The 19533-nt window shown below is 70.7% G+C and carries 17 protein-coding genes; 10 read left to right on the top strand and 7 right to left on the bottom strand.

From position 1 onward, the window contains the following. Positions 1 to 6 precede the first annotated feature (6 nt). The 8 genes from IR155_RS07035 to fdxA all read left to right on the top strand — a co-directional run bounded on the left by IR155_RS07035 (position 7) and on the right by fdxA (position 9352). Positions 7 to 2148, top strand: a complete 2142-nt coding sequence (locus tag IR155_RS07035; RefSeq protein WP_135114149.1) for a 3-hydroxyacyl-CoA dehydrogenase NAD-binding domain-containing protein — start codon at positions 7 to 9, stop codon at positions 2146 to 2148. A gap of 77 nt (positions 2149 to 2225) precedes the next feature. Next, positions 2226 to 2708: an RrF2 family transcriptional regulator gene (locus IR155_RS07030; RefSeq protein ID WP_135114133.1), complete on the top strand. Its 483-nt coding sequence runs from the start codon at positions 2226 to 2228 to the stop codon at positions 2706 to 2708. A 143-nt stretch (positions 2709 to 2851) separates the two neighbouring features. Further along, positions 2852 to 4570: a nitrite/sulfite reductase gene (locus IR155_RS07025; protein ID WP_135114132.1), complete on the top strand. Its 1719-nt coding sequence runs from the start codon at positions 2852 to 2854 to the stop codon at positions 4568 to 4570. Next, positions 4567 to 5310, top strand: coding sequence for a phosphoadenylyl-sulfate reductase (locus IR155_RS07020; protein WP_135114131.1), 744 nt, complete (start codon positions 4567 to 4569; stop codon positions 5308 to 5310). The genes IR155_RS07025 and IR155_RS07020 overlap by 4 nt, the downstream gene beginning before the upstream one ends. Next, positions 5307 to 6236 carry a sulfate adenylyltransferase subunit CysD gene (cysD, locus tag IR155_RS07015; protein WP_135114130.1) on the top strand — a complete coding sequence of 310 codons (930 nt, stop codon included), beginning with the start codon at positions 5307 to 5309 and terminating at the stop codon, positions 6234 to 6236. The genes IR155_RS07020 and cysD overlap by 4 nt, the downstream gene beginning before the upstream one ends. After that, the gene (locus tag IR155_RS07010) at positions 6236 to 7552 is read left to right on the top strand and encodes a sulfate adenylyltransferase subunit 1 (protein WP_135114129.1); all 1317 of its coding nucleotides are present in this window, start codon (positions 6236 to 6238) and stop codon (positions 7550 to 7552) included. The genes cysD and IR155_RS07010 overlap by 1 nt, the downstream gene beginning before the upstream one ends. A 115-nt stretch (positions 7553 to 7667) precedes the next feature. Then, the gene (locus IR155_RS07005; RefSeq protein WP_135114128.1) at positions 7668 to 9035 is read left to right on the top strand and encodes an FAD-dependent oxidoreductase; all 1368 of its coding nucleotides are present in this window, start codon (positions 7668 to 7670) and stop codon (positions 9033 to 9035) included. Then, the gene (gene fdxA, locus IR155_RS07000; protein WP_135114127.1) at positions 9032 to 9352 is read left to right on the top strand and encodes a ferredoxin; all 321 of its coding nucleotides are present in this window, start codon (positions 9032 to 9034) and stop codon (positions 9350 to 9352) included. The genes IR155_RS07005 and fdxA overlap by 4 nt, the downstream gene beginning before the upstream one ends. A 68-nt stretch (positions 9353 to 9420) precedes the next feature. On the opposite strand, the gene IR155_RS06995 is transcribed toward fdxA, so the two are convergent. The 6 genes from IR155_RS06995 to dut form a co-directional block, all read right to left on the bottom strand. Then, positions 9421 to 10341, bottom strand: a complete 921-nt coding sequence (locus tag IR155_RS06995; protein WP_135114126.1) for a sulfite exporter TauE/SafE family protein — start codon at positions 10339 to 10341, stop codon at positions 9421 to 9423. 107 nt (positions 10342 to 10448) lie between these two features. After that, positions 10449 to 12404, bottom strand: coding sequence for a 1-deoxy-D-xylulose-5-phosphate synthase (gene dxs / locus IR155_RS06990; RefSeq protein ID WP_135114125.1), 1956 nt, complete (start codon positions 12402 to 12404; stop codon positions 10449 to 10451). A gap of 117 nt (positions 12405 to 12521) precedes the next feature. Further along, on the bottom strand, positions 12522 to 15398 hold the full coding sequence (locus tag IR155_RS06985; protein ID WP_135114124.1) for an aconitate hydratase: 2877 nt from the start codon (positions 15396 to 15398) through the stop codon (positions 12522 to 12524). 187 nt (positions 15399 to 15585) lie between these two features. Further along, the gene (locus tag IR155_RS06980; protein ID WP_135114123.1) at positions 15586 to 16320 is read right to left on the bottom strand and encodes a DUF3159 domain-containing protein; all 735 of its coding nucleotides are present in this window, start codon (positions 16318 to 16320) and stop codon (positions 15586 to 15588) included. 7 nt (positions 16321 to 16327) lie between these two features. Then, positions 16328 to 16915, bottom strand: a complete 588-nt coding sequence (locus IR155_RS06975; protein ID WP_135114122.1) for a DUF3710 domain-containing protein — start codon at positions 16913 to 16915, stop codon at positions 16328 to 16330. After that, positions 16912 to 17364: a dUTP diphosphatase gene (dut, locus tag IR155_RS06970; RefSeq protein WP_194210305.1), complete on the bottom strand. Its 453-nt coding sequence runs from the start codon at positions 17362 to 17364 to the stop codon at positions 16912 to 16914. Before dut ends, IR155_RS06975 begins: the two co-directional genes overlap by 4 nt. Before the next feature lie 12 nt (positions 17365 to 17376). Between dut and IR155_RS06965 the strand changes: the two genes are divergently transcribed. Next, positions 17377 to 17883 carry a DUF3093 domain-containing protein gene (locus IR155_RS06965; RefSeq protein WP_135114121.1) on the top strand — a complete coding sequence of 169 codons (507 nt, stop codon included), beginning with the start codon at positions 17377 to 17379 and terminating at the stop codon, positions 17881 to 17883. A 7-nt stretch (positions 17884 to 17890) separates the two neighbouring features. Here IR155_RS06965 and IR155_RS06960 read toward each other — a convergent pair whose 3' ends face one another. Then, positions 17891 to 18184: a DUF4193 domain-containing protein gene (locus tag IR155_RS06960; RefSeq protein WP_135114120.1), complete on the bottom strand. Its 294-nt coding sequence runs from the start codon at positions 18182 to 18184 to the stop codon at positions 17891 to 17893. A 243-nt stretch (positions 18185 to 18427) separates the two neighbouring features. Between IR155_RS06960 and sepH the strand changes: the two genes are divergently transcribed. After that, positions 18428 to 19489, top strand: coding sequence for a septation protein SepH (gene sepH / locus IR155_RS06955; RefSeq protein WP_135114119.1), 1062 nt, complete (start codon positions 18428 to 18430; stop codon positions 19487 to 19489). Positions 19490 to 19533: the final 44 nt, after the last annotated feature.

Raw genomic sequence — 19533 nt, 5'->3', positions numbered from 1 at the left:
GCAGCCGTGACCGACTACACCACCATCGACTTCTCCCCCCTCCTCGCGCTCTCCGGCGACGAGGTCGTGACGCGTTCGCTGGTCAGCGACGTGCGACTGCCCAGCGGCCGCACCATCGCGCTGATCACGCTGCACAACGGCAAGGACCACACCCGCCCCAACACCCTGGGGCCCGCGACGCTCACCGAGCTCGGAGCGACGCTCGACGAGCTGAAGAAGCGCGCCGCCGCCGGCGAGATCGACGCGGTCGCCGTGACGGGCAAGCCGTACATCTTCGCCGCCGGTGCCGATCTCTCCAGCGTGGGCGACCTTCCCTCGAAGGACATCGCACGCCTCATCGCCCAGCTCGGCCACCACGTGCTCGGCAAGCTGTCGGCGCTCGGCGTTCCCTCGTTCTCGTTCGTCAACGGGCTCGCGCTCGGCGGCGCCGTCGAGATCGCGCTGAACTCGACCTATCGCACCGTCGACTCCTCGGCCGCCGCGATCGCGCTGCCCGAGGTGTTCCTCGGCCTCGTCCCCGGGTGGGGCGGCGTCACCCTGCTGCCGAACCTGATCGGCATCGAGAACGCGCTCGAGGTGATCATCTCGAACCCACTCAAGCAGAACCGCACACTCAAGCCGCAGCAGGCATTCGACCTGGGGATGTTCGACGCGATCTTCAGCCCGACGAGCTTCCTCGAGGACTCGCTGCGCTGGGCCGACGGCGTGCTCGCCGGCACGATCAAGGTCGAGCGCAAGAACGCGCCGGGCAGGATCGAGCGCCTCACCAAGTGGCCGATCGCCGTCAAGATGGCGCGGGGAATGCTCGAGAGCCGGATCGGCGCCGTCCCCCGTTCGCCCTACCTCGCCCTCGACCTCATCGACAAGGCGAAGTCGGGATCCGTCGAGGAGGGCTTCGCACGCGAGGACGAGGTGCTCGCCGAGCTCATCTCGGGCGACCAGTTCATCGCCTCGATGTACGCGTTCGATCTCGTGCAGAAGCGGGCGAAGCGCCCGGTGGGCGCGCCCGACAAGGAGCTCGCGAAGAAGGTCACGAAGGTCGGCGTCATCGGCGCGGGCCTCATGGCCAGCCAGTTCGCGCTGCTGTTCGTGCGTCGTCTGCAGGTGCCGGTGCTCATCACCGACATCGACCAGGCGCGCGTCGACAAGGGCCTCGCCTACATCCGCGACGAGATCGCCGCGCTCGAGGCGAAGGGGCGCATCGACTCCGACACCGGCAACCGCCTCCGCGCGCTGGTGCACGGCACCGTCGACAAGAGCGAGTACGCCGACTGCGACTTCGTGATCGAGGCGGTGTTCGAGGAGACCGGCGTCAAGCAACAGGTGTTCCGCGAGATCGAGCAGGTCATCGCCCCCGACGCCATCCTCGCGACCAACACGTCGTCGCTGTCGGTCGAGGAGATCGGATCCGTCCTCGAGCACCCCGAGCGGCTCGTCGGCTTCCACTTCTTCAACCCCGTCGCGGTCATGCCGCTGATCGAGATCGTGAAGACCCCGCAGTCGAGCGACGAGGCGCTCTCGACCGCCTTCGTGGTCGCCAAGAACCTGCGCAAGAACGCCGTGCTCACGGCCGACGCGCCCGGATTTGTGGTCAACCGCCTGCTGGCGAAGGTCATGGGCGAGGCGGCGCGCGCCGTCGACGAGGGCACCCCGCTGCTCACGGTCGAGAAGGCGTTCGCTCCCCTCGGCCTGCCGATGACGCCGTTCCAGCTGATCGACCTCGTCGGCTGGAAGGTCGCCGCCCACGTCCAGGACACGATGGTGCGCCACTTCCCCGACCGCTTCTTCGCGTCGGACAACCTGCACCGCCTCGCCGAGGTCGGCGACGTCGTCGAGAAGGACAAGAACGGCAAGGTCACTGGCTGGACGAAGCAGGCTCAGAAGGTGCTCGAGACGGGCAAGAGCCCCGCGACGGAGGACGAGATCCTGCGTCGGGTCGAGGACGGCCTCGCCAGCGAGATCCGGCTCATGCTGGACGAGGGCGTTGTGCCGGAGGTCGAGGACATCGACCTCTGCCTCATCCTCGGCGGCGGCTGGCCGTTCATCAACGGCGGCGCCTCGGCCTACCTCGACCGCTCCGGAGCCTCGGAGCGCGCGACGGGCCGCACGTTCCACACCCCGCCTCTGCGGGGAGCCGCCAACCGCTGACGACGGCCGGGCGACACCATACGAAGGACCGGATCCCGCGAGATCCGGTCCTTCGTGCGTCGTGACAGGATCGGCGTATGCGCATCTCCGCCCGTGCCGAATACGCTGTGCGCGCCTCGGTGCTGCTCGCCGGTGCGGCGGGAGTGCTGACCAGCGCCGAGATCGCGAACGCCGAGGAGATCCCGGGGAAGTTCCTCGAGGGCATCCTGACCGGCCTGACCCGCGCGGGAGTGGTGACAAGCCGCCGCGGCGCCGGCGGCGGCTACGAACTCGCGCGGCCCGCCGAGCGCATCACGGTCGCCGACGTCATCCGGGCCGTCGACGGCCCGCTCGTGTTCGTGCGCGATCAGCGCCCGAGCGAGATGCGCGAGGAGGGCGTGCTGCTCGAGCTGTGGGTCGCGCTGCGCGCGAGCGTGCGCGAGGTGCTCGAGGGCACAACCCTCGCCGATCTCGCCGCCTCGCGGCTGCCCGACAATGTGGCCGCGCTCGTGCGCTCGCCCACCGCATGGATCAGTCCCCACCCCGAGCGGCGCACGGACGCGCCGGAGTTCTTCATCTGATCCCCTGATCGGGGGCCGATAACCGGCGCGGTCGAGGTTTTCCTACCTGCGCGGTGGGGATTCGTAACACCACGTCTCTTCGTGTCGCCATCCGCACGGTGCTCCTTAGTCTCCTGGAGACGACGAGTCAGAGGAGACCCCGCATGACACCCACGGAGATCGCTGCTCCCGCCGCCCCGGTGCGCGGCGCACGCGTCCGTCCGTCCGGCAAGCCGAACGGACAGTGGCTGGTCGATGGCACGGCGCCGCTGAACGCGAACGAGGAGTGGAAGCAGGTCGACGACGGCCTGAACGTCCGCGCACGCATCGAGAACGACTACGCGCAGGGCGGCTTCGCCTCGATCGACCCGACGGACCTCCACGGGCGCTTCCGCTGGTGGGGCCTCTACACCCAGCGCAAGCCCGGCATCGACGGCGGCCGCACCGCCACGCTCGAGCCGCACGAGCTGGAGGACGAGTACTTCATGCTGCGCGTCCGCATCGACGGCGGGCAGCTCACGACCGAGCAGCTGCGCGTCATCGGCGGGATCTCCACCGAGTTCGCCCGCGACACCGCCGACCTCACCGACCGTCAGAACATCCAGCTTCACTGGGTGCGCGTCGAGGACGTGCCCGAGATCTGGCGGCGGCTCGAGGGCGTGGGTCTGTCGACGACGGAGGCGTGCGGCGATGTCCCGCGCGTCGTCCTCGGCTCGCCCGTCGCCGGCATCGCCGCCGACGAGCTCATAGACCCCACCCCCCAGATCGACGAAATCACGAGCCGCTTCATCGGGGACCCCTCGCTCGCGAACCTTCCTCGCAAGTTCAAGTCGGCGATCACCGGGCATCCGAGCCAGGATGTCGTGCACGAGATCAACGACGTCGCCTTCGTCGCCGTCGACCACCCCGAGCACGGCGTCGGGTACGACGTGTGGGTGGGAGGCGCGCTCTCGACCGTGCCGCGCCTCGGTGAGCGCCTCGGGGCCTGGGCCGCCCCCGACCAGGTCGCCGCCGTGTGGCACGGCGTCGCCAGCATCTTCCGCGACTACGGCTACCGCCGCCTCCGCAACAAGGCGCGCCTGAAGTTCCTGCTCGCCGACTGGGGAGTCGAGAGATTCCGCGAGGTGCTCGAGACCGAGTACCTCGGCTACCGTCTCGCCGACGGGCCCGCCGCCCCGACGCCGGCCACCCCCGGCGATCACGTGGGTGTGCACCGGCAGAAGGACGGCCGCTTCTACATCGGCGCGACCCCGATCGTCGGCCGCGTCTCCGGCGCGCGCCTGACCGCTCTCGCCGACCTCGTCGAGGCGCACGGGTCGACGCGCGTGCGGACCACGCCGCATCAGAAGTTCGTCGTGCTCGACGTGCCCGAGGACCGGGTCGAGTCGCTCATCGCCGGGCTCGACGCGCTCGAGCTGAGCGCCCGGCCGAGCCTCATCCGGCGGGGCACGATCGCGTGCACGGGCATCGAGTACTGCAAGCTCGCGATCGTCAACACGAAGGACACCGCCCGCGCGGCGATCCTGGAGCTCGAGGAGCGGCTCGACGGCCTCGACCTGAGCGCGCCGCTGAGCGTCCACGTGAACGGCTGCCCGAACTCGTGCGCCCGCATCCAGACAGCGGACATCGGGCTCAAGGGCCAGATCATCACCGATGACGAGGGGAACCAGGTCCCCGGCTTCCAGGTGCACCTCGGCGGCGGCCTCGCCTCGAGCGAGCGCGCGGAGGCCGGCCTCGGTCGCACCGTGCGCGGCCTCAAGGTCACCGCGGACGGCATCGCCGACTATGTCGAGCTGCTCGCGACGCGCTACGTCGCGGGGCGGGCCGGCGACGAGACGTTCGCGCAGTGGGCGCACCGCGTCGACGAGGCGGAGCTGCGATGACCGTCTCGCTCGCGCCGCGCGTCGCGACGCGCCGCTCCGCCGAGGAGCTCGAGGCCCTGGCGCTGCAGGGGAACGCGGAGCTCGGCAGTCTCACCGACGAGGAGGCGACTCCGGCCGAGGTCGTCGCGTGGGTCGCCCGCCACTTCGGGGTCGGTGCCGTCGCCGTCGCGTGCTCGATGGCGGATGCCGCCCTTCCGCACCTCGTGGCCCAGCAGCTGCCCGGGGTCGACGTCCTCTTCCTCGACACCGGCTACCACTTCACGGAGACGATCGCCACGCGCGACGAGGTCGCCCGTGCGCTGGATGTCCGGATCGTCGACGTCCTCCCCGAGCAGACGGTCGCCGAGCAGGATGCCGCCCACGGCGCCGACCTGTTCGCCCGTGACGCGGCGCGGTGCTGCGCGCTGCGGAAGGTGGCGCCCCTCCACGACGCGCTGCAGGGGTACGAGGTGTGGTTCACGGGCGTGCGCCGCGAGGAGGCCCCCACACGCACGAACACACCGCTCGTGTCGTGGGACGCGAAGAACGGCCTCGTGAAGGTCAACCCCGTCGCGGCATGGAGCTTCGACGACCTCATGACCTACGCGACCCTCCACCGGGTGCCGATGAACCTGCTGCTGGACTTCGGATACCCGTCGATCGGCTGCAAGCCCTGCACCCGCCCCGTCGCCCCCGGCGACGATCCCCGCTCCGGCCGCTGGGCCGGACTCGACAAGACCGAATGCGGACTCCACACATGAGCGACATCCTGACCGCGCCCACGCGGCCCGCCCAGCGCCTGTCGACCCTCGATCTGCTCGAGGCCGAGGCGATCCACGTCATCCGGGAGGTCGTCGCCGAGTTCGACCGGCCGGTGCTGCTGTTCTCCGGCGGCAAGGACTCCGTCGTTGTGCTGCACCTCGCCGCGAAGGCCTTCCTCCCGGGCCGCGTGCCCTTCCCCGTGCTGCATGTGGACACCGGGCACAACTTCCCCGAGGTCATCCGGTTCCGCGACGAGACGGTCGAGCGGCTCGGACTCACGCTCGAGGTCGCGCGTGTGCAGGACTACATCGACGACGGTCGCCTGCACGAGCGGGCAGACGGCACCCGCAACCCGCTGCAGACCCAGCCCCTGCTCGATGCGATCGCGGCCGGCCGGCACGATGCCGTCTTCGGCGGCGCGCGCCGCGACGAGGACAAGGCCCGCGCGAAGGAGCGGATCTTCTCGCTCCGCGACGAATTCGGCCAGTGGGATCCGCGTAACCAGCGCCCCGAGCTCTGGAGCCTCTACAACGGCCGGCACACCGCCGGGCAGCATGTGCGCGTGTTCCCGATCTCGAACTGGACCGAGCTCGACATCTGGCGCTACATCGAGCGCGAGCGGATCGCGCTCCCCCCGCTCTACTTCGCGCACCGGCGCGAGGTCTACCGGCGCGACGGAATGTGGATGGCGGTGGGACCGCATTCCGCGCCGCGGCCCGAGGAGACGGTCGAGACGCGCACCGTCCGCTACCGCACCGTGGGCGACATGAGCTGCACCGGGGCCGTCGAGTCTGCCTCGGCGCACGTCTCCGACATCGTCGCGGAGGTCGCGGTGTCGACCCTGACCGAACGGGGCGCCACCCGCGCCGACGACCGCATCAGCGAAGCGGCGATGGAAGACCGCAAGAAGGACGGATACTTCTGATGACCACGCTCGCTCCCTCGACCCTGTTCCGCTTCGCCACGGCCGGATCGGTCGACGACGGCAAGTCGACCCTCGTCGGCCGCCTGCTCCACGACTCGAAGGCGATCCTCGCCGACCAGCTCGAGCAGGTCACCCGCACGTCCCGTGAGCGCGGCTTCGCCGGGGCGGAGGGCATCGACTTCGCCCTGCTGACCGACGGCCTGCGCGCCGAGCGCGAGCAGGGGATCACGATCGATGTCGCCTACCGCTACTTCGCGACGGCCGAGCGCTCGTTCATCCTCGCCGACTGCCCCGGTCACGTGCAGTACACGCGCAACATGGTCACCGGGGCGACCACGGCCGACGCGGTCGTTGTGCTCATCGACGGTCGCAAGGGAGTGCTCGAGCAGACGCGCCGCCACCTCGCCGTCACCGCGCTCCTGCGTGTGCCGCACGTGATCGTCGCGGTCAACAAGATCGACCTGCTCGAATACGCCGAGGCCGCCTTCCGCCCGGTGGAGACGCAGGTGCGCGAGGTCACGACCGAGCTGGGGCTCGGCGACGTGCATGTGCTGCCCGTGTCGGCGCTCGAGGGCGACAACATCGTCGAGCGCTCCGCCCGCACGCCCTGGTATCAGGGTCCCTCCCTGCTCGAGCTCCTTGAGCAGCTGCCCGCGGCCGACGCCGAGGACCGCGAGCAGGAGGCGTTCCGCCTTCCGGTGCAGCTCGTGCTGCGCCCGCAGGGCGGGCTGTCCCCCGTGCTGCTGGCGGAAGAGCCCGGCGCGGCCGAGCGCCTGCGCGACTACCGCGCCGCCGCGGGACGGATCGCGGCAGGGTCGGTGCGGGTCGGCGACCGCGTGCGCGTGCTTCCGGCGGGCATCTCCACGACCGTCGCGGCCGTCGAGCTCGCGGGCGTGCCGGTCGTCGAGGCCGCCGCGCCCCAGTCCGTCGCGGTGCGGCTCGTCGACGACGTCGACGCGGCGCGCGGCAGCGTCCTGGTGGCCGAGGGCGCCGAGCCGACGCTCGCGAAGGAGATCGACGCGAACGTCTTCCTGCTTGACGAGCGGCCGCTCGTGGCCGGCGCCCGGGTGCTCGTCAAGCACGGCACGAAGACGGTCCAGGCGGTGATCGACGAGATCGTCGATCGCCGCGACCTCGATTCGTTCGCGCACGTCCCCGCCGACACGCTCGAGGCGAACGAGATCGGACGCGCGCGCATCCGCCTCGCCGAGGCCCTGCCGCTCGAGCCGTACGCCGTGTCGCGGCACTCCGGATCGTTCCTCGTCATCCGGCCGGGCGACGGCCACACCATCGCGGCCGGCACCGTCCGCGGCTGAACGCACGCGGCGGCGGCATCGCGCCGCTGCGCGGCGCTCCCCTGCCTCCCTTCCCCTCGCACCCGCCGAGGCCGTCGACGCGCCGCGTCCAGGTCTCCGAACGAAAGACAGCACAATGAGCCTCGACAGCAGCCCCCGCCTCGACCTGCGCGTGGCGATCGTCGGCGCGGGCCCGGCGGGCATCTACGCCGGCAACCTGCTCGCGAACGCCGTCGAGGAGGCCGGCGGATCCGTCGCGATCGACCTCCTCGAGTCGCTCCCCGCGCCGTACGGCCTCATCCGCTACGGCGTCGCCCCGGATCATCCGCGCATCAAGGGCATCGTCGACTCGCTGCACGAGATGCTCGACGCGGGGCGCATCCGCTTCCTCGGCAACATCGAGGTCGGTCGCGACCTGTCGATCGAGGAGCTGCAGCAGCGGTACCACGCCGTCATCCTCGCCACCGGTGCGATCCGCGACGCCGCGCTCGACATCCCGGGCATCGGTCTGCCAGGGTCCTTCGGCGCCGCCGACTTCGTCGCCTGGTTCGACGGTCACCCCGACGTGCCGCGCACGTGGCCGCTCGATGCGCGGGAGGTCGCCGTCATCGGCAACGGCAACGTGGCGCTCGACGTCGCGCGCGTGCTCGCGAAGCTGCCCGAGGACCTGCGCACCACCGAGGTCCCCGACAACGTGCTCGAGGGCCTCGAGGCCTCGCGCGTCACCGACGTGCACGTGTTCGGCCGCCGCGGGCCGGGCGACATCAAGTTCACGCCCATCGAGCTGCGCGAGCTCGGCGAGCTCTCGGGCGTCGACATCGTCCTGGATGAGGCGGACTTCGCCGACGTCGACCCCTCGGCCGCCCCGACGAACCAAATGAAGATCATGCTCCGGACGCTGAACTCGTGGCGGGGCACGGAGCCGACCGGGGCGTCCCGGCGCCTTCACCTCCACTTCTGGCACGCGCCGGCGGCCGTGATCGGCGACGACCGGGTCGAGGGGATGCGCTTCGAGCGCACCCGCACCGAGGACGGGCGCGTCGTGGGCACGGGCGAGTTCGTCGAGTATCCGCTGCAGGCGGTGTACCGCGCGGTCGGCTACTTCGGCACCCGGGTCGAGGGAGCGCCGTTCGACGACACGCGCGGCGTCATCCCGAACGTCGCGGGACGCGTCACGGATGCGCCGGGCCTGTACGCCACCGGCTGGATCAAGCGCGGCCCCGTGGGCCTGATCGGCCACACGAAGTCGGACGCGATGGAGACGGTCGGGCACCTCGTCGCCGACGCGCAGGCCGGGCTGCTCGCCGCACCGACGGAGGCGGGCGTGATCGAACTGCTCGAGCAGCGCGACGTCGCCTACACGACGTGGGAGGGCTGGCTCGCGCTGGATGCCCACGAGCGCCACGCCGGCGCGACCCACCGTCACGCGCGCGAGCGCGTGAAGCTCGTCCCCCGCGACGAGCAGGTGGCGATCTCCCGCTCCGGCACGCTCGCACGCGCATGACCTACGTCATCGCGTTGCCGTGTGTGGATGTCAAGGATCGCGCGTGCATCGACGAGTGTCCGGTCGACTGCATCTACGAGGGTGAGCGCAGCCTCTACATCCACCCGGACGAGTGCGTCGACTGCGGCGCGTGCGAGCCGGTGTGCCCGGTCGAGGCGATCTACTACGAGGACGACCTCCCCGACGAGTGGCAGGACTACTACAAGGCGAACGTCGAGTTCTTCGACGAGATCGGCTCCCCGGGCGGCGCCGCCAAGGTCGGCGTGATCCCCAAGGACCACCCCGTCATCGCCGCCCTGCCCCCGCAGGCGCACTGACTCACCACACCGACAAGGCCCCGTGATCTCCGGATCACGGGGCCTTGTCGGCGATCAGGTGCCGGGGGTCACTCGCCGACCAGGGCGGGCTCCCGTGGCTCGTCCGCGGGTGCCGCGGCCTTCGCGGCCGCGACCGTCCTGCGGTGCTCCCTGAGCGACCAGCCGACCGCTGCCGCCCAGAGCACCGAGATCGCGACGAGCGAACCGCTCACAACGCTGTCGGAGGCCTCGGCGGAGGTCAGGATCGTCCGGACGTTCGTGAAGACGATCAGCCCGCCGACGAGCGAGCCGAGGATCCTGGCCGGGATCAGCCGCACGAGCCACGCGGCAAGGGGCGCGGCGACCACCCCACCGGCGAGCAGCGCGAGCACCCACGTCGTGTCGATCCCGGCGCCGCTGAGGCCGACGAAGAAGCCGACGGATGCCGCCACCGCGACGAGGAACTCGCTGGCGTCGATCGTGCCGATCACCTTGCGCGGCTCCAGGCGACCGCTGGCGAGCAGCGCGGGTGTCCCGACCGGGCCCCAACCGCCGCCACCCGAGGCGTCGAGGAAACCGCCGACGAGGCCGAGGGGCGCCAGGAACCTCAGCGAGAGGCGCCCCGCGGCGCGGCGCGCCGGGAGCCCCTTGAGCGTGAAGCGCACGAGCACGTAGATGCCGAGGCCGAGCAGGATCGCGCTGGTGTAGGGCTTCGCCACGTCGGTCGCGAGCCCCGACAGGAAGGTCGCGCCGGCGAACGCGCCGATCGCGCCCGGGATGCCGATCTTGAGCACGGCCCGCCAGTCGACGTTGCCGAAGCGCCAGTGCGACAGGCCCGACACCAGGGTGGTGCCGACCTCGGCGAGGTGCACGGACGCGCTGGCGGCGGCGGGCGCGAGCCCGACCGCGAGCAGCAGACTCGTCGAGGTGACGCCGTAGGCCATTCCCAGCGCACCGTCGACGAGCTGCGCTCCGAGTCCGACGAGAGCGAGGAGGATGATCGTCTGCATGCCTCCGAGAGTAAGGAGGCGCGGCGAGGGGCGCGTCCGCGCCGAAACCTCACGTCACAAAGGCCACCGCTCCGGTAGGAATAGGCGACTCCGGCCCCGCCCGCCGCTCAGTGACCGGTGCTGCGCAGCGTGAACTCGCCCGTGACGGCGGGAAGTCCCCGGCCGTTGTCCCGGCGCGCGACGGGCACGCGGGTGCCGAGCACCTGCGCGACGACATCCTGAGCGATCTTGGCGGGAGTGAGCCCCGCGTCCTCGAGGATCTGCTCGCGCGACGCGTGATCGAGGAACTCGTCGGGAAGCCCGAGCTCGTCCACGGCCGTGTCGATCCCCGCCTCGCGCAGCACCTGGCGCACGCGGGTGCCGATCCCGCCCACCCGGATGCCGTCCTCGAGCGTGATGACGAGACGGTGGCGGGCGGCGAGCTCGACGATCGACGCCGGCACCGGCACGACCCAGCGCGGGTCGACGACGGTCGCTCCGATCCCCTGCGCGCGCAGCCTCGATGCCACGTCCAGACCCAGCCGGGCGAACGGCCCGATACCCACGATCAGGACGTCCTCCGCGTCTCCGCGCGCAAGCACGTCAACGCCGTCCTGCAGGCGCTCGAGGGTCGGGATGTCCTCGCCGACCGCGCCCTTCGGGAAGCGCACGACGGTGGGGGCGTCACGGACGGCGACGGCCTCCTGCAGCTCCTCCCGCAGGCGGGTCTCGTCGCGCGGCGCGGCGATCCTGATCCGCGGCACGATGTGAAGCAGCGCGAGGTCCCACATTCCGTGATGGCTCGGGCCGTCGGGGCCCGTCACGCCGGAGCGGTCGAGCACGAAGGTGACGCCCGCCTGGTGCAGGGCGACGTCCATCAGCACCTGGTCGAACGCGCGGTTCACGAACGTCGAGTACAGCGCCACCACGGGGTGGAGGCCGCCGTACGCGAGGCCGGCGGCCGACGTCACGGCGTGCTGCTCGGCGATGCCCACGTCGTACACGCGGTCGGGGAACCGCTCCGCGAAGGGCGCAAGGCCCGTCGGTCGCAGCATCGCCGCGGTCATCGCGATGACGTCGTCGCGCTTCTCGCCGATGCGGACGAGCTCCTCGGCGAAGACGTCGGTCCACCCGGGAGCGGACGCGCCGAGCGCCCCGCCCGTCACCGGATCGATGCGCCCCACGGCGTGGAACTGATCCGCCTCGTCGTCGAGGGCCGGCTGGTAGCCGCGGCCCTTCTCGGTGATGACGTGCACGATCACGGGGGCGCCGTACGACTTCGCCAGCTCGAGCGTCTCGATGAGTGCGGGCAGATCGTGCCCGTCGACGGGCCCGAGGTACTTCACGTCGAGGTTCGAGTACAGCGCCGAGTTGTTCGTGAAGCGCGACAGGAAGCCGTGCGTGCCGCCGCGGACGCCGCGGTACAGCGCACGCCCTACCGCGCCGAAGCGGCCCGCGATGCGCGACGACTTCTGCGAGAGGTCGCGGTACGTCTCGGTCGTGCGGACGCGGTTGAGGTGGCGCGCCATGCCGCCGATCGTCGGCGCGTAGGACCGGCCGTTGTCGTTGACGACGATGACCAGGTTGCGGTCGTTGTCGTCGGTGATGTTGTTGAGGGCCTCCCATGTCATGCCGCCGGTGAGGGCACCGTCGCCGACGACGGCGACGACGTGGCGGTCGCTGCGGCCGGTGCGGCTGAATGCGCGCGACACGCCATCCGCCCAGCTCAGCGAGCTCGAGGCGTGGGACGACTCGACGACGTCGTGGGGGCTCTCCGACCGCTGCGGGTACCCCGCCAGCCCGCCGCGGGCGCGCAGCGCGGAGAAGTCCTGACGGCCGGTCAGGAGCTTGTGAACGTACGACTGGTGACCGGTGTCGAAGATGATCGGATCCGCCGGGGACGCGAACACCCGGTGAAGCGCGATCGTCAGCTCGACCACGCCGAGGTTCGGGCCGAGGTGACCGCCGGTGCGCGCGACGTTCTCCACGAGGAACGTCCGGATCTCGGCGGCGAGATCGGTCAGCTGCTCGTGCGTGAGGGCGTCGAGGTCGCGAGGATCGCGGATGCCGTCGAGAAGACTCACGTCGCCTCGCTCCGCTGCTCAGTACGTCGCATACGGCTGAGCCTACGCGCGTCATCTGGGATTCCGACGAACGACGAACGGCCCCCGGAGATCCCGAGGGCCGTTCGATGCGGTGCGTCAGACGAGGCTGCGCAGCACGTACTGCAGGATGCCGCCGTTGCGGTAGTAGTCGGCCTCACCGGGGGTGTCGATGCGGACGATCGCGTCGAACTCGATCGTCTGCTTGCCCTCGGCCGAGTGCTCGCTCGGCGCCGCCGTGACCTTGACGGTCTTCGGAGTGACGCCGTTGTTGAGCTCGTCCAGGCCCTCGATCGAGACGATCTCGGTGCCGTCGAGACCGAGCGACTCCCAGCTCTCGCCCGCCGGGAACTGCAGCGGGACGACGCCCATGCCGATCAGGTTCGAGCGGTGGATGCGCTCGAAGCTCTCGGTGATGACCGCCTTGACGCCCAGCAGGCTCGTGCCCTTCGCTGCCCAGTCGCGCGACGAGCCGGAGCCGTACTCCTTGCCGCCGAAGATGACGAGCGGGGTGCCCTGTGCCTGGTAGTTCTGCGACGCGTCGTAGATGTACGACTGCGGGCCCTCGGGCTGCGTGAAGTCGCGCGTGAAGCCGCCCTCGATCTGCTGGCCGTCGTTGACGGCCTTGACGAGCGCGTTCTTCAGGCGGATGTTCGCGAAGGTGCCGCGGATCATCACCTCGTGGTTGCCCCGGCGCGAGCCGTAGGAGTTGAAGTCGCGCTGGGCGACGCCGTGCTCCGTCAGGTACTGCGCGGCCGGGGTGCCCGCCTTGATGTTGCCGGCCGGGCTGATGTGGTCCGTCGTCACCGAGTCGCCGAGGGTGGCGAGGACGCGCGCGCCGGTGATGTTCTCGACCGGGGTGAGCTCCATGGTCATCCCCTCGAAGTACGGCGCCTTGCGCACGTACGTCGAGTTCTCGTCCCACTCGAAGACCGGACCGGTCGGCGTGGGCAGGTTCTTCCAGCGCTCGTCGCCGTCGAAGACGGTGGCGTACTGCTTGATGAACTGCTCGCGAGAGATCGACGAGTCGATGATCTCCTGGACCTCTTCCGGCGCGGGCCAGATGTCCTTGAGGAAGATGTCGTTGCCGTCCGCGTCCTTGCCGAGCGCGTCGGTCTCGAAGTCGAAGTTCATCGAGCCGGCGAGCGAGTAGGCGACGACGAGGGGCGGCGACGCGAGGTAGTTCATCTTCACGTCGGGGCTGATGCGGCCCTCGAAGTTGCGGTTGCCCGAGAGCACCGCGGTGACGGCGAGGTCGTTCTCGTTGATCGCCTCGGAGACCTCCTCGATGAGGGGGCCCGAGTTGCCGATGCAGATCGTGCAGCCGTAGCCGACCGTGTAGAAGCCGAGGGTCTCGAGGTCCTTGTCGAGACCGGACTTCTCGTAGTAGTCGGTGACGACCTTCGACCCCGGGCCGAGCGTGGTCTTGACCCACGGCTTGCGCGTGAGGCCCTTCTGCGCGGCCTTGCGGGCGAGCAGGCCGGCCGCGATCATCACGGACGGGTTCGACGTGTTGGTGCACGACGTGATCGCCGCGAGCGTCACGGCGCCGTGGTCGAGCAGGTACTCGTCGCCCTCGGGCGTGGTGACCTTCACGGGCTTGGAGGCCGCGTGCGGTGCGCCGCTGACGAGCATCGACGGGGCGTGCTCGTGGATCTCGCCCTCGTGCTGGTGCGAGACGCCGTTCACCGCGACGTGCTCGTGCTCGACGCCGGGGGTGTTGCCCGGGTCGGAGGCCGGGAAGGTGCCCTCGACCTCGACGGACTCCTGCGCGTGCGCGCCGTCCGCGTAGCTCAGGATGTCCTTCGCGAACTGCGACTTCGCCTCGGACAGCAGGATGCGGTCCTGGGGACGCTTCGGGCCGGCGATCGACGGGACGACCGTCGAGAGGTCGAGCTCCATGTACTCGCTGAAGACGAGCTCGCGCGCCGGGTCGTGCCAGAGCTGCTGCTCCTTCGCGTACGCCTCCACGAGCGCCACCGTCTGCTCGTCGCGGCCGGTCAGGCGCAGGTAGTCGAGGGTGACGTCGTCGATCGGGAACATGGCGGCGGTCGAGCCGAACTCGGGGCTCATGTTGCCGATGGTCGCGCGGTTCGCGAGCGGCACCGAGGCGACGCCCTCGCCGTAGAACTCGACGAACTTGCCGACAACGCCGTGCTGGCGGAGCATGTCCGTGATCGTCAGCACGACGTCGGTCGCCGTCACGCCGGCGGGGATCTCGCCGCTGAGCTTGAAGCCCACGACGCGCGGGATGAGCATCGACACGGGCTGGCCGAGCATGGCCGCCTCGGCCTCGATGCCGCCGACGCCCCAGCCGAGCACGCCGAGGCCGTTGACCATCGTGGTGTGCGAGTCGGTGCCGACGCAGGTGTCGGGGTACGCGCGCAGCACGCCGTCGACCTCGCGGTCGTAGATGACCTTCGCCAGGTGCTCGATGTTGACCTGGTGCACGATGCCGGTGCCCGGGGGCACCACCTTGAAGTCCTGGAACGCGGTCTGACCCCAGCGGAGGAACTGGTAGCGCTCGCCGTTGCGCTCGTACTCGATCTCGACGTTGCGCTCGAGCGCGTTCTCCGAGCCGAAGAGGTCGGCGATGACCGAGTGGTCGATGACCATCTCGGCCGGCGAGAGCGGGTTGATGCGGTTCGCGTCGCCGCCGAGAGCGGTCACCGCCTCGCGCATGGTGGCGAGGTCGACGATGCACGGCACGCCCGTGAAGTCCTGCATGACCACGCGGGCCGGGGTGAACTGGATCTCGGTGTTCGGCTCGGCGTTCGGGTCCCAGGAGCCGAGCGCACTGATCTGCTCCTTGGTGATGTTCGCACCGTCCTCGGTGCGAAGCAGATTCTCCAGCAGCACCTTGAGGCTGAAGGGGAGCTTCTGGAAGCCTTCGACCGCATCGATGCGGAAGATCTCATAGTCGGTGCTGCCGACCGTCAGGGTGCTCTTGGCACCGAAGCTGTTCACCGTGGACACGGGTGTCTCCTCCTGGTCGACCGCGCACTTGCGCTCCCCATCTTGCCCTCATGCACTGCCTTCGGCCACCAAGGCGGGCCTAACAGCTGGAGGGTGCGGGACGGGCCCGCGGGGAGTGCAAATTTATCTTGACATCGAGATAAATCTACCACGAGGGATCGCGCCGTGATCGACGCGGCCCGCGCGTCTAACGCTCGCGGGCGGCCGGGTACAGCGCGCGGACGGCGAGCCAGGTCACGGCGACGAGCGGGGCGAACAACGGCAGCCCCATGATGAGCTTCAACGTGCCGAGCAGCGTCGTCTCGTTCGCGAGATACAGCGGCAACTGCACGGCAAGGCGCGCGTAGAAGAGCGCTGCCCACGCGAGCGCGAGCCACAGGAACACGCGGCGCTTGCGCCGATCCTGCCGCCAGCCGGTCCCCTCGCCCATCAGGTAGCCGGCGGCGAGCCCGATCAGCGACCAGCCGATCACGGCCGAGATCAGGAACGCCGTGCCGTACACGGCGTTGGTCACGAGTCCGAGCACGAAGTTGTCGCGCCCCTGTCCCGTGAACAGGGCCAGGGCGGCCGCGGCGGCGGCGGCGATGAGACCGCCGAGCGCGGCGGACGGCGGCGACTTCTGTGCGAGACGGATGACCGTGAACACCGCGGCGATGCCGACGGAGAGGCCGAGCGACAGGACGAGCGGATCGGGCCAGAACGTGTACACGACGACGAAGACGAGGCTCGGCAGCACCGACTCGAGGACGCCGCGCACGCCGCCCATCGCCTTCCAGACCACGTGGCCGGTCGTCGCCTCTTCGGCGGGATCGATGCCGGCCCGGCGAGCGGCGCCGCCGATGGCCGCCCCCACGAGATCGGACGCGGAGGGCTCATCCCGCCCGTCGCGGCGCGCGTCGTCCAGGCCCGACTCCGAGTTCATCCCTGCCTCACGCCGACGCGGGCGTCGACGGCATCTTCAGCGGGATCAGGTCGCGCGGCGGCATCGGAGCGCCGCCGCGGACGACGACGATCGACCGGAAGAGGTCCTCCACCTGCTCGGCCGCGGCCGGATCGGAGGCTGCGGCGCCGCCGATGACGCCGCGCAGGAACCAGCGGGGGCCGTCGACGCCGACGAAGCGGGCGAGCCGCATCTGCGCGTCCTGACCGGCGACCACGGGCACCTCGGCAAGCAGCTCGGCCCCGAGCGGGCCCTCGCGCTCCTCGACGCGGCCGCCCTGCTGGCGCACCTGGTCGCGGATCTGGGTGCGGGTCTCGTCCCACAGCCCTGTCGTCCGGGGCGCGGCGAAGGGCTGCACCTGAAGGGTGGAGTCGGCGTAGTCGAGCCCGACGGCGACGATGCGCTTCGTCTGCTCCTCGACCTCGAGCCGCAGGTTCAGGCCCTCGCGCGGCAGCACCTTGATGCCGCCGAGGTCGATGTAGGGACGGACCGGGTTCGCCTCGGTCTCGTCCAGCGGACCGGCCGTGGGGCGATCGCCGGGGGCCGCCTTCCGGCGGATCTCGAGCTCGTCGCTCATGCGTTCCCCTCCTGGGTCTGATAGCCGGTGGAGCCGAAGCCGCCCTCGCCGCGGACATGCTCGGGAAGCTCGTCCACCGGGATGAAGCGCGCCTGCGGCACGGGCATCAGGATCAGCTGGGCGATCCGGTCCCCCACCGCGACGTTGTACGCCTCGCGGGCGTCGGTGTTCAGCAGCGCGACCTTGATCTCGCCGCGGTACCCCGCGTCGATCGTGCCCGGCGCGTTGACGATGGTGATGCCGTGCTTGGCGGCGAGGCCGCTGCGCGGCACGACGAATGCCGCATAGCCGTCGGGCAGTGCGATGCGCACCCCCGTGCCGACGAGCGCGCGCTCACCCGGCGCAAGACGCACCGCCTCCACCGCCACCAGATCCGCGCCGGCATCGCCGGGGTGCGCGTACACCGGCGGGGCCGGTGCGATGATGGGGACGTCCACGGTTTCGGTCACTCCACGAGGGTAATGCAGAACACATCACAGCCTGCTCGCCGCCAAGCCGCCGCGGAGCCGGGCAAGAAGCCTCGCCCGCTGTACCACGAGCGGCTCACTCCCTCGCTCTGGATCCTCGGCGGAGCCGCGGTCGTGGCGCCCATGGCGGCGCTCGTGTTCGTCCAGTACGACGGCACCCTCTCCCTCGCGATCGGCCTCGCCGTCGGCATCCTCGTCGTGGCGACGCTCATCCTGACCTCCCCGGTGATCGAGGTCGCGGATGGCGAGCTGCGTGCGGGACGCGCCCACATCGCAGTCAGCCTGCTCGGCGAGCCGTCGGCAGTGACCGGCGAGGAGGCGCGGACGGCACGCGGGCCGCAGCTCGATCCGCGCGGCTGGCACCTGATACGCGGAGGGGTCGACGGGATCGTCGTCCTTCCGGACATGGATCCCGACGACCCCGTGTCATCGTGGACGCTCTCGTCGCGCACCCCCGACCGCCTCGCGGCGGCCGTGCGTCACGCGCAGAGCGGGCGCTAGGCCTTTATCAGGCGCAGTCGCGGCAGATCGGGCCGTTGGCGTCCTCGTGATCGATCTGCGAGCGGTGCTTCACGAGGAAGCAGTTCATGCAGGTGAACTCGTCTTCCTGGGGCGGGAGCACCACGACGTCGAGCTCGACGTTGGAGAGATCGGCGCCCGGGAGGTCGAAGCTCGACGGGTTGTCCGAGTCCTCCACGTCCACCGAGCCCGACATCGTGTCGGGCACACGCGCCTTCAGCGCCTCGATCGACTCGTTGCCGTCGTCCTCGGTCTTGCGCGGGGCGTCGTAATCGGTTGCCATGTGAGTGGGTCACACTTCTTTCATCAACTGCGGTGCGGTCTCCGCCGTGCGGCGGAGCGGCGATAGTCTGCACGTCCGCCGCCGGATAAGCAAATGCGGGCGCGCGCTGGGATCGAAACTCGCGGCGCGCCCGTTCTATTCCCCGTGTTCGGCCGCGTGCGTGAAACCATGTGAGCGTCGTGAACGCCAGCGGCGCGCCGTGATCCGACAGCGGCGGCCAGCGCGAGCCAGAGGAGGCTGAGCATGGAATCGCTCACCATCATCGGAACCGAGGACGGCCGCCTCGTCCTGGCCACCGAGGCGGGCCAGCGCTTCACGCTCGCGATCGATGACGTGCTGCGCTCGGAGATCCGCAAAGCCCAGCGCGAGCACTCCCCGGCCGAGACGCGCGCGCCCCTGCCGAGCCCGCGCGAGATCCAGGCGCACATCCGCTCCGGCATGTCGGCCGAGGATGTCGCCGAGCTGCTCGGCGCGCCGATCGAGGCGATCCGCAAGTTCGAGACGCCCGTGCTCGCCGAGCGCGAGCACATCGTCGGCCAGGCGCTCGCCGTGCCGGTGCTGATGGGAATCGATCTCGAGCAGGACGAGAACCCGACCTTCGGCGTCGCCATCCGCGCGAAGCTCGCGGAGCTCGGTGCGACGGGCGAGCGCTGGACGAGCTGGAAGGAGTCCTCGGGCTGGATCGTGAAGCTCGAGTTCACCGCCAACGAGGTCGATCACGACGCGCGCTGGAGCTTCGAGCCCCGCCGCAGCGCGCTCTCGCCGCTCAACGGCGACGCGACCCAACTGTCGCGTCAGGGCCCGATGCCGGAGGGGCTGATCCCCCGCCTCCGCGCGCTCGACACGGTCGCGCCCCTCCAGGGCGACGGCTCGGGCGCCGAGGACGCGGATGCCCAGTTCGACTCGGGTGCCTTCGGCCCTCGCCGCCTTCCCGACGCCCAGCCGGAGCCGGGCGCGGAGCACGCTTCCTCGTCGTCGACGGTGCGCGACCTCGCCACCAAGCGCGCCCCCGGCGCGCAGTCGCCCAATCCCGACACGGCCGATCTGCTGGAGGCGCTCCGCCGCCGCCGCGGCCAGCGCGAGCCCGCCCCCGCCTTCGACGCCGACGAGCAGGGCCCCTCGGCTCGGCCCGAGGCGCGCGACTCGGAGCGTCGGGCGCCCGTGGCGCTGTTCGACTCGATGCCGGCCGCCGAGAAGCAGGATCGCGGCGCCACGCCCGAGGCGGACGAGTCGCCGCGCCGCCGCGGTCGCACCTCGATGCCGTCGTGGGACGAGATCGTCTTCGGCGCGCGCAGCGACGACTAGCTGTAGTTCGCCGACACGTTGTGAACGTGTGAGCTGAGGCGAGG

Origin of the sequence: Microbacterium paludicola (assembly GCF_015235415.1) — a bacterium.
Lineage (GTDB): Bacteria > Actinomycetota > Actinomycetes > Actinomycetales > Microbacteriaceae > Microbacterium > Microbacterium paludicola.
The sequence above is the reverse complement of the archived record's forward strand: the minus strand, read 5'-3'. Positions and strand labels throughout refer to the sequence as shown.

Coding starts and splice junctions, on each gene's coding strand:
- IR155_RS06960 (WP_135114120.1), bottom strand. CDS start 18,184: ATGGCAACCGATTACGACGCCCCGCGCAAGACCGAGGACGACGGCAAC.
- fdxA (WP_135114127.1), top strand. CDS start 9,032: ATGACCTACGTCATCGCGTTGCCGTGTGTGGATGTCAAGGATCGCGCG.
- IR155_RS06975 (WP_135114122.1), bottom strand. CDS start 16,915: ATGAGCGACGAGCTCGAGATCCGCCGGAAGGCGGCCCCCGGCGATCGC.
- IR155_RS07005 (WP_135114128.1), top strand. CDS start 7,668: ATGAGCCTCGACAGCAGCCCCCGCCTCGACCTGCGCGTGGCGATCGTC.
- IR155_RS06995 (WP_135114126.1), bottom strand. CDS start 10,341: ATGCAGACGATCATCCTCCTCGCTCTCGTCGGACTCGGAGCGCAGCTC.
- IR155_RS07010 (WP_135114129.1), top strand. CDS start 6,236: ATGACCACGCTCGCTCCCTCGACCCTGTTCCGCTTCGCCACGGCCGGA.
- IR155_RS07030 (WP_135114133.1), top strand. CDS start 2,226: ATGCGCATCTCCGCCCGTGCCGAATACGCTGTGCGCGCCTCGGTGCTG.
- IR155_RS07020 (WP_135114131.1), top strand. CDS start 4,567: ATGACCGTCTCGCTCGCGCCGCGCGTCGCGACGCGCCGCTCCGCCGAG.
- IR155_RS06980 (WP_135114123.1), bottom strand. CDS start 16,320: ATGAACTCGGAGTCGGGCCTGGACGACGCGCGCCGCGACGGGCGGGAT.
- IR155_RS06965 (WP_135114121.1), top strand. CDS start 17,377: ATGCAGAACACATCACAGCCTGCTCGCCGCCAAGCCGCCGCGGAGCCG.
- cysD (WP_135114130.1), top strand. CDS start 5,307: ATGAGCGACATCCTGACCGCGCCCACGCGGCCCGCCCAGCGCCTGTCG.
- sepH (WP_135114119.1), top strand. CDS start 18,428: ATGGAATCGCTCACCATCATCGGAACCGAGGACGGCCGCCTCGTCCTG.
- IR155_RS07025 (WP_135114132.1), top strand. CDS start 2,852: ATGACACCCACGGAGATCGCTGCTCCCGCCGCCCCGGTGCGCGGCGCA.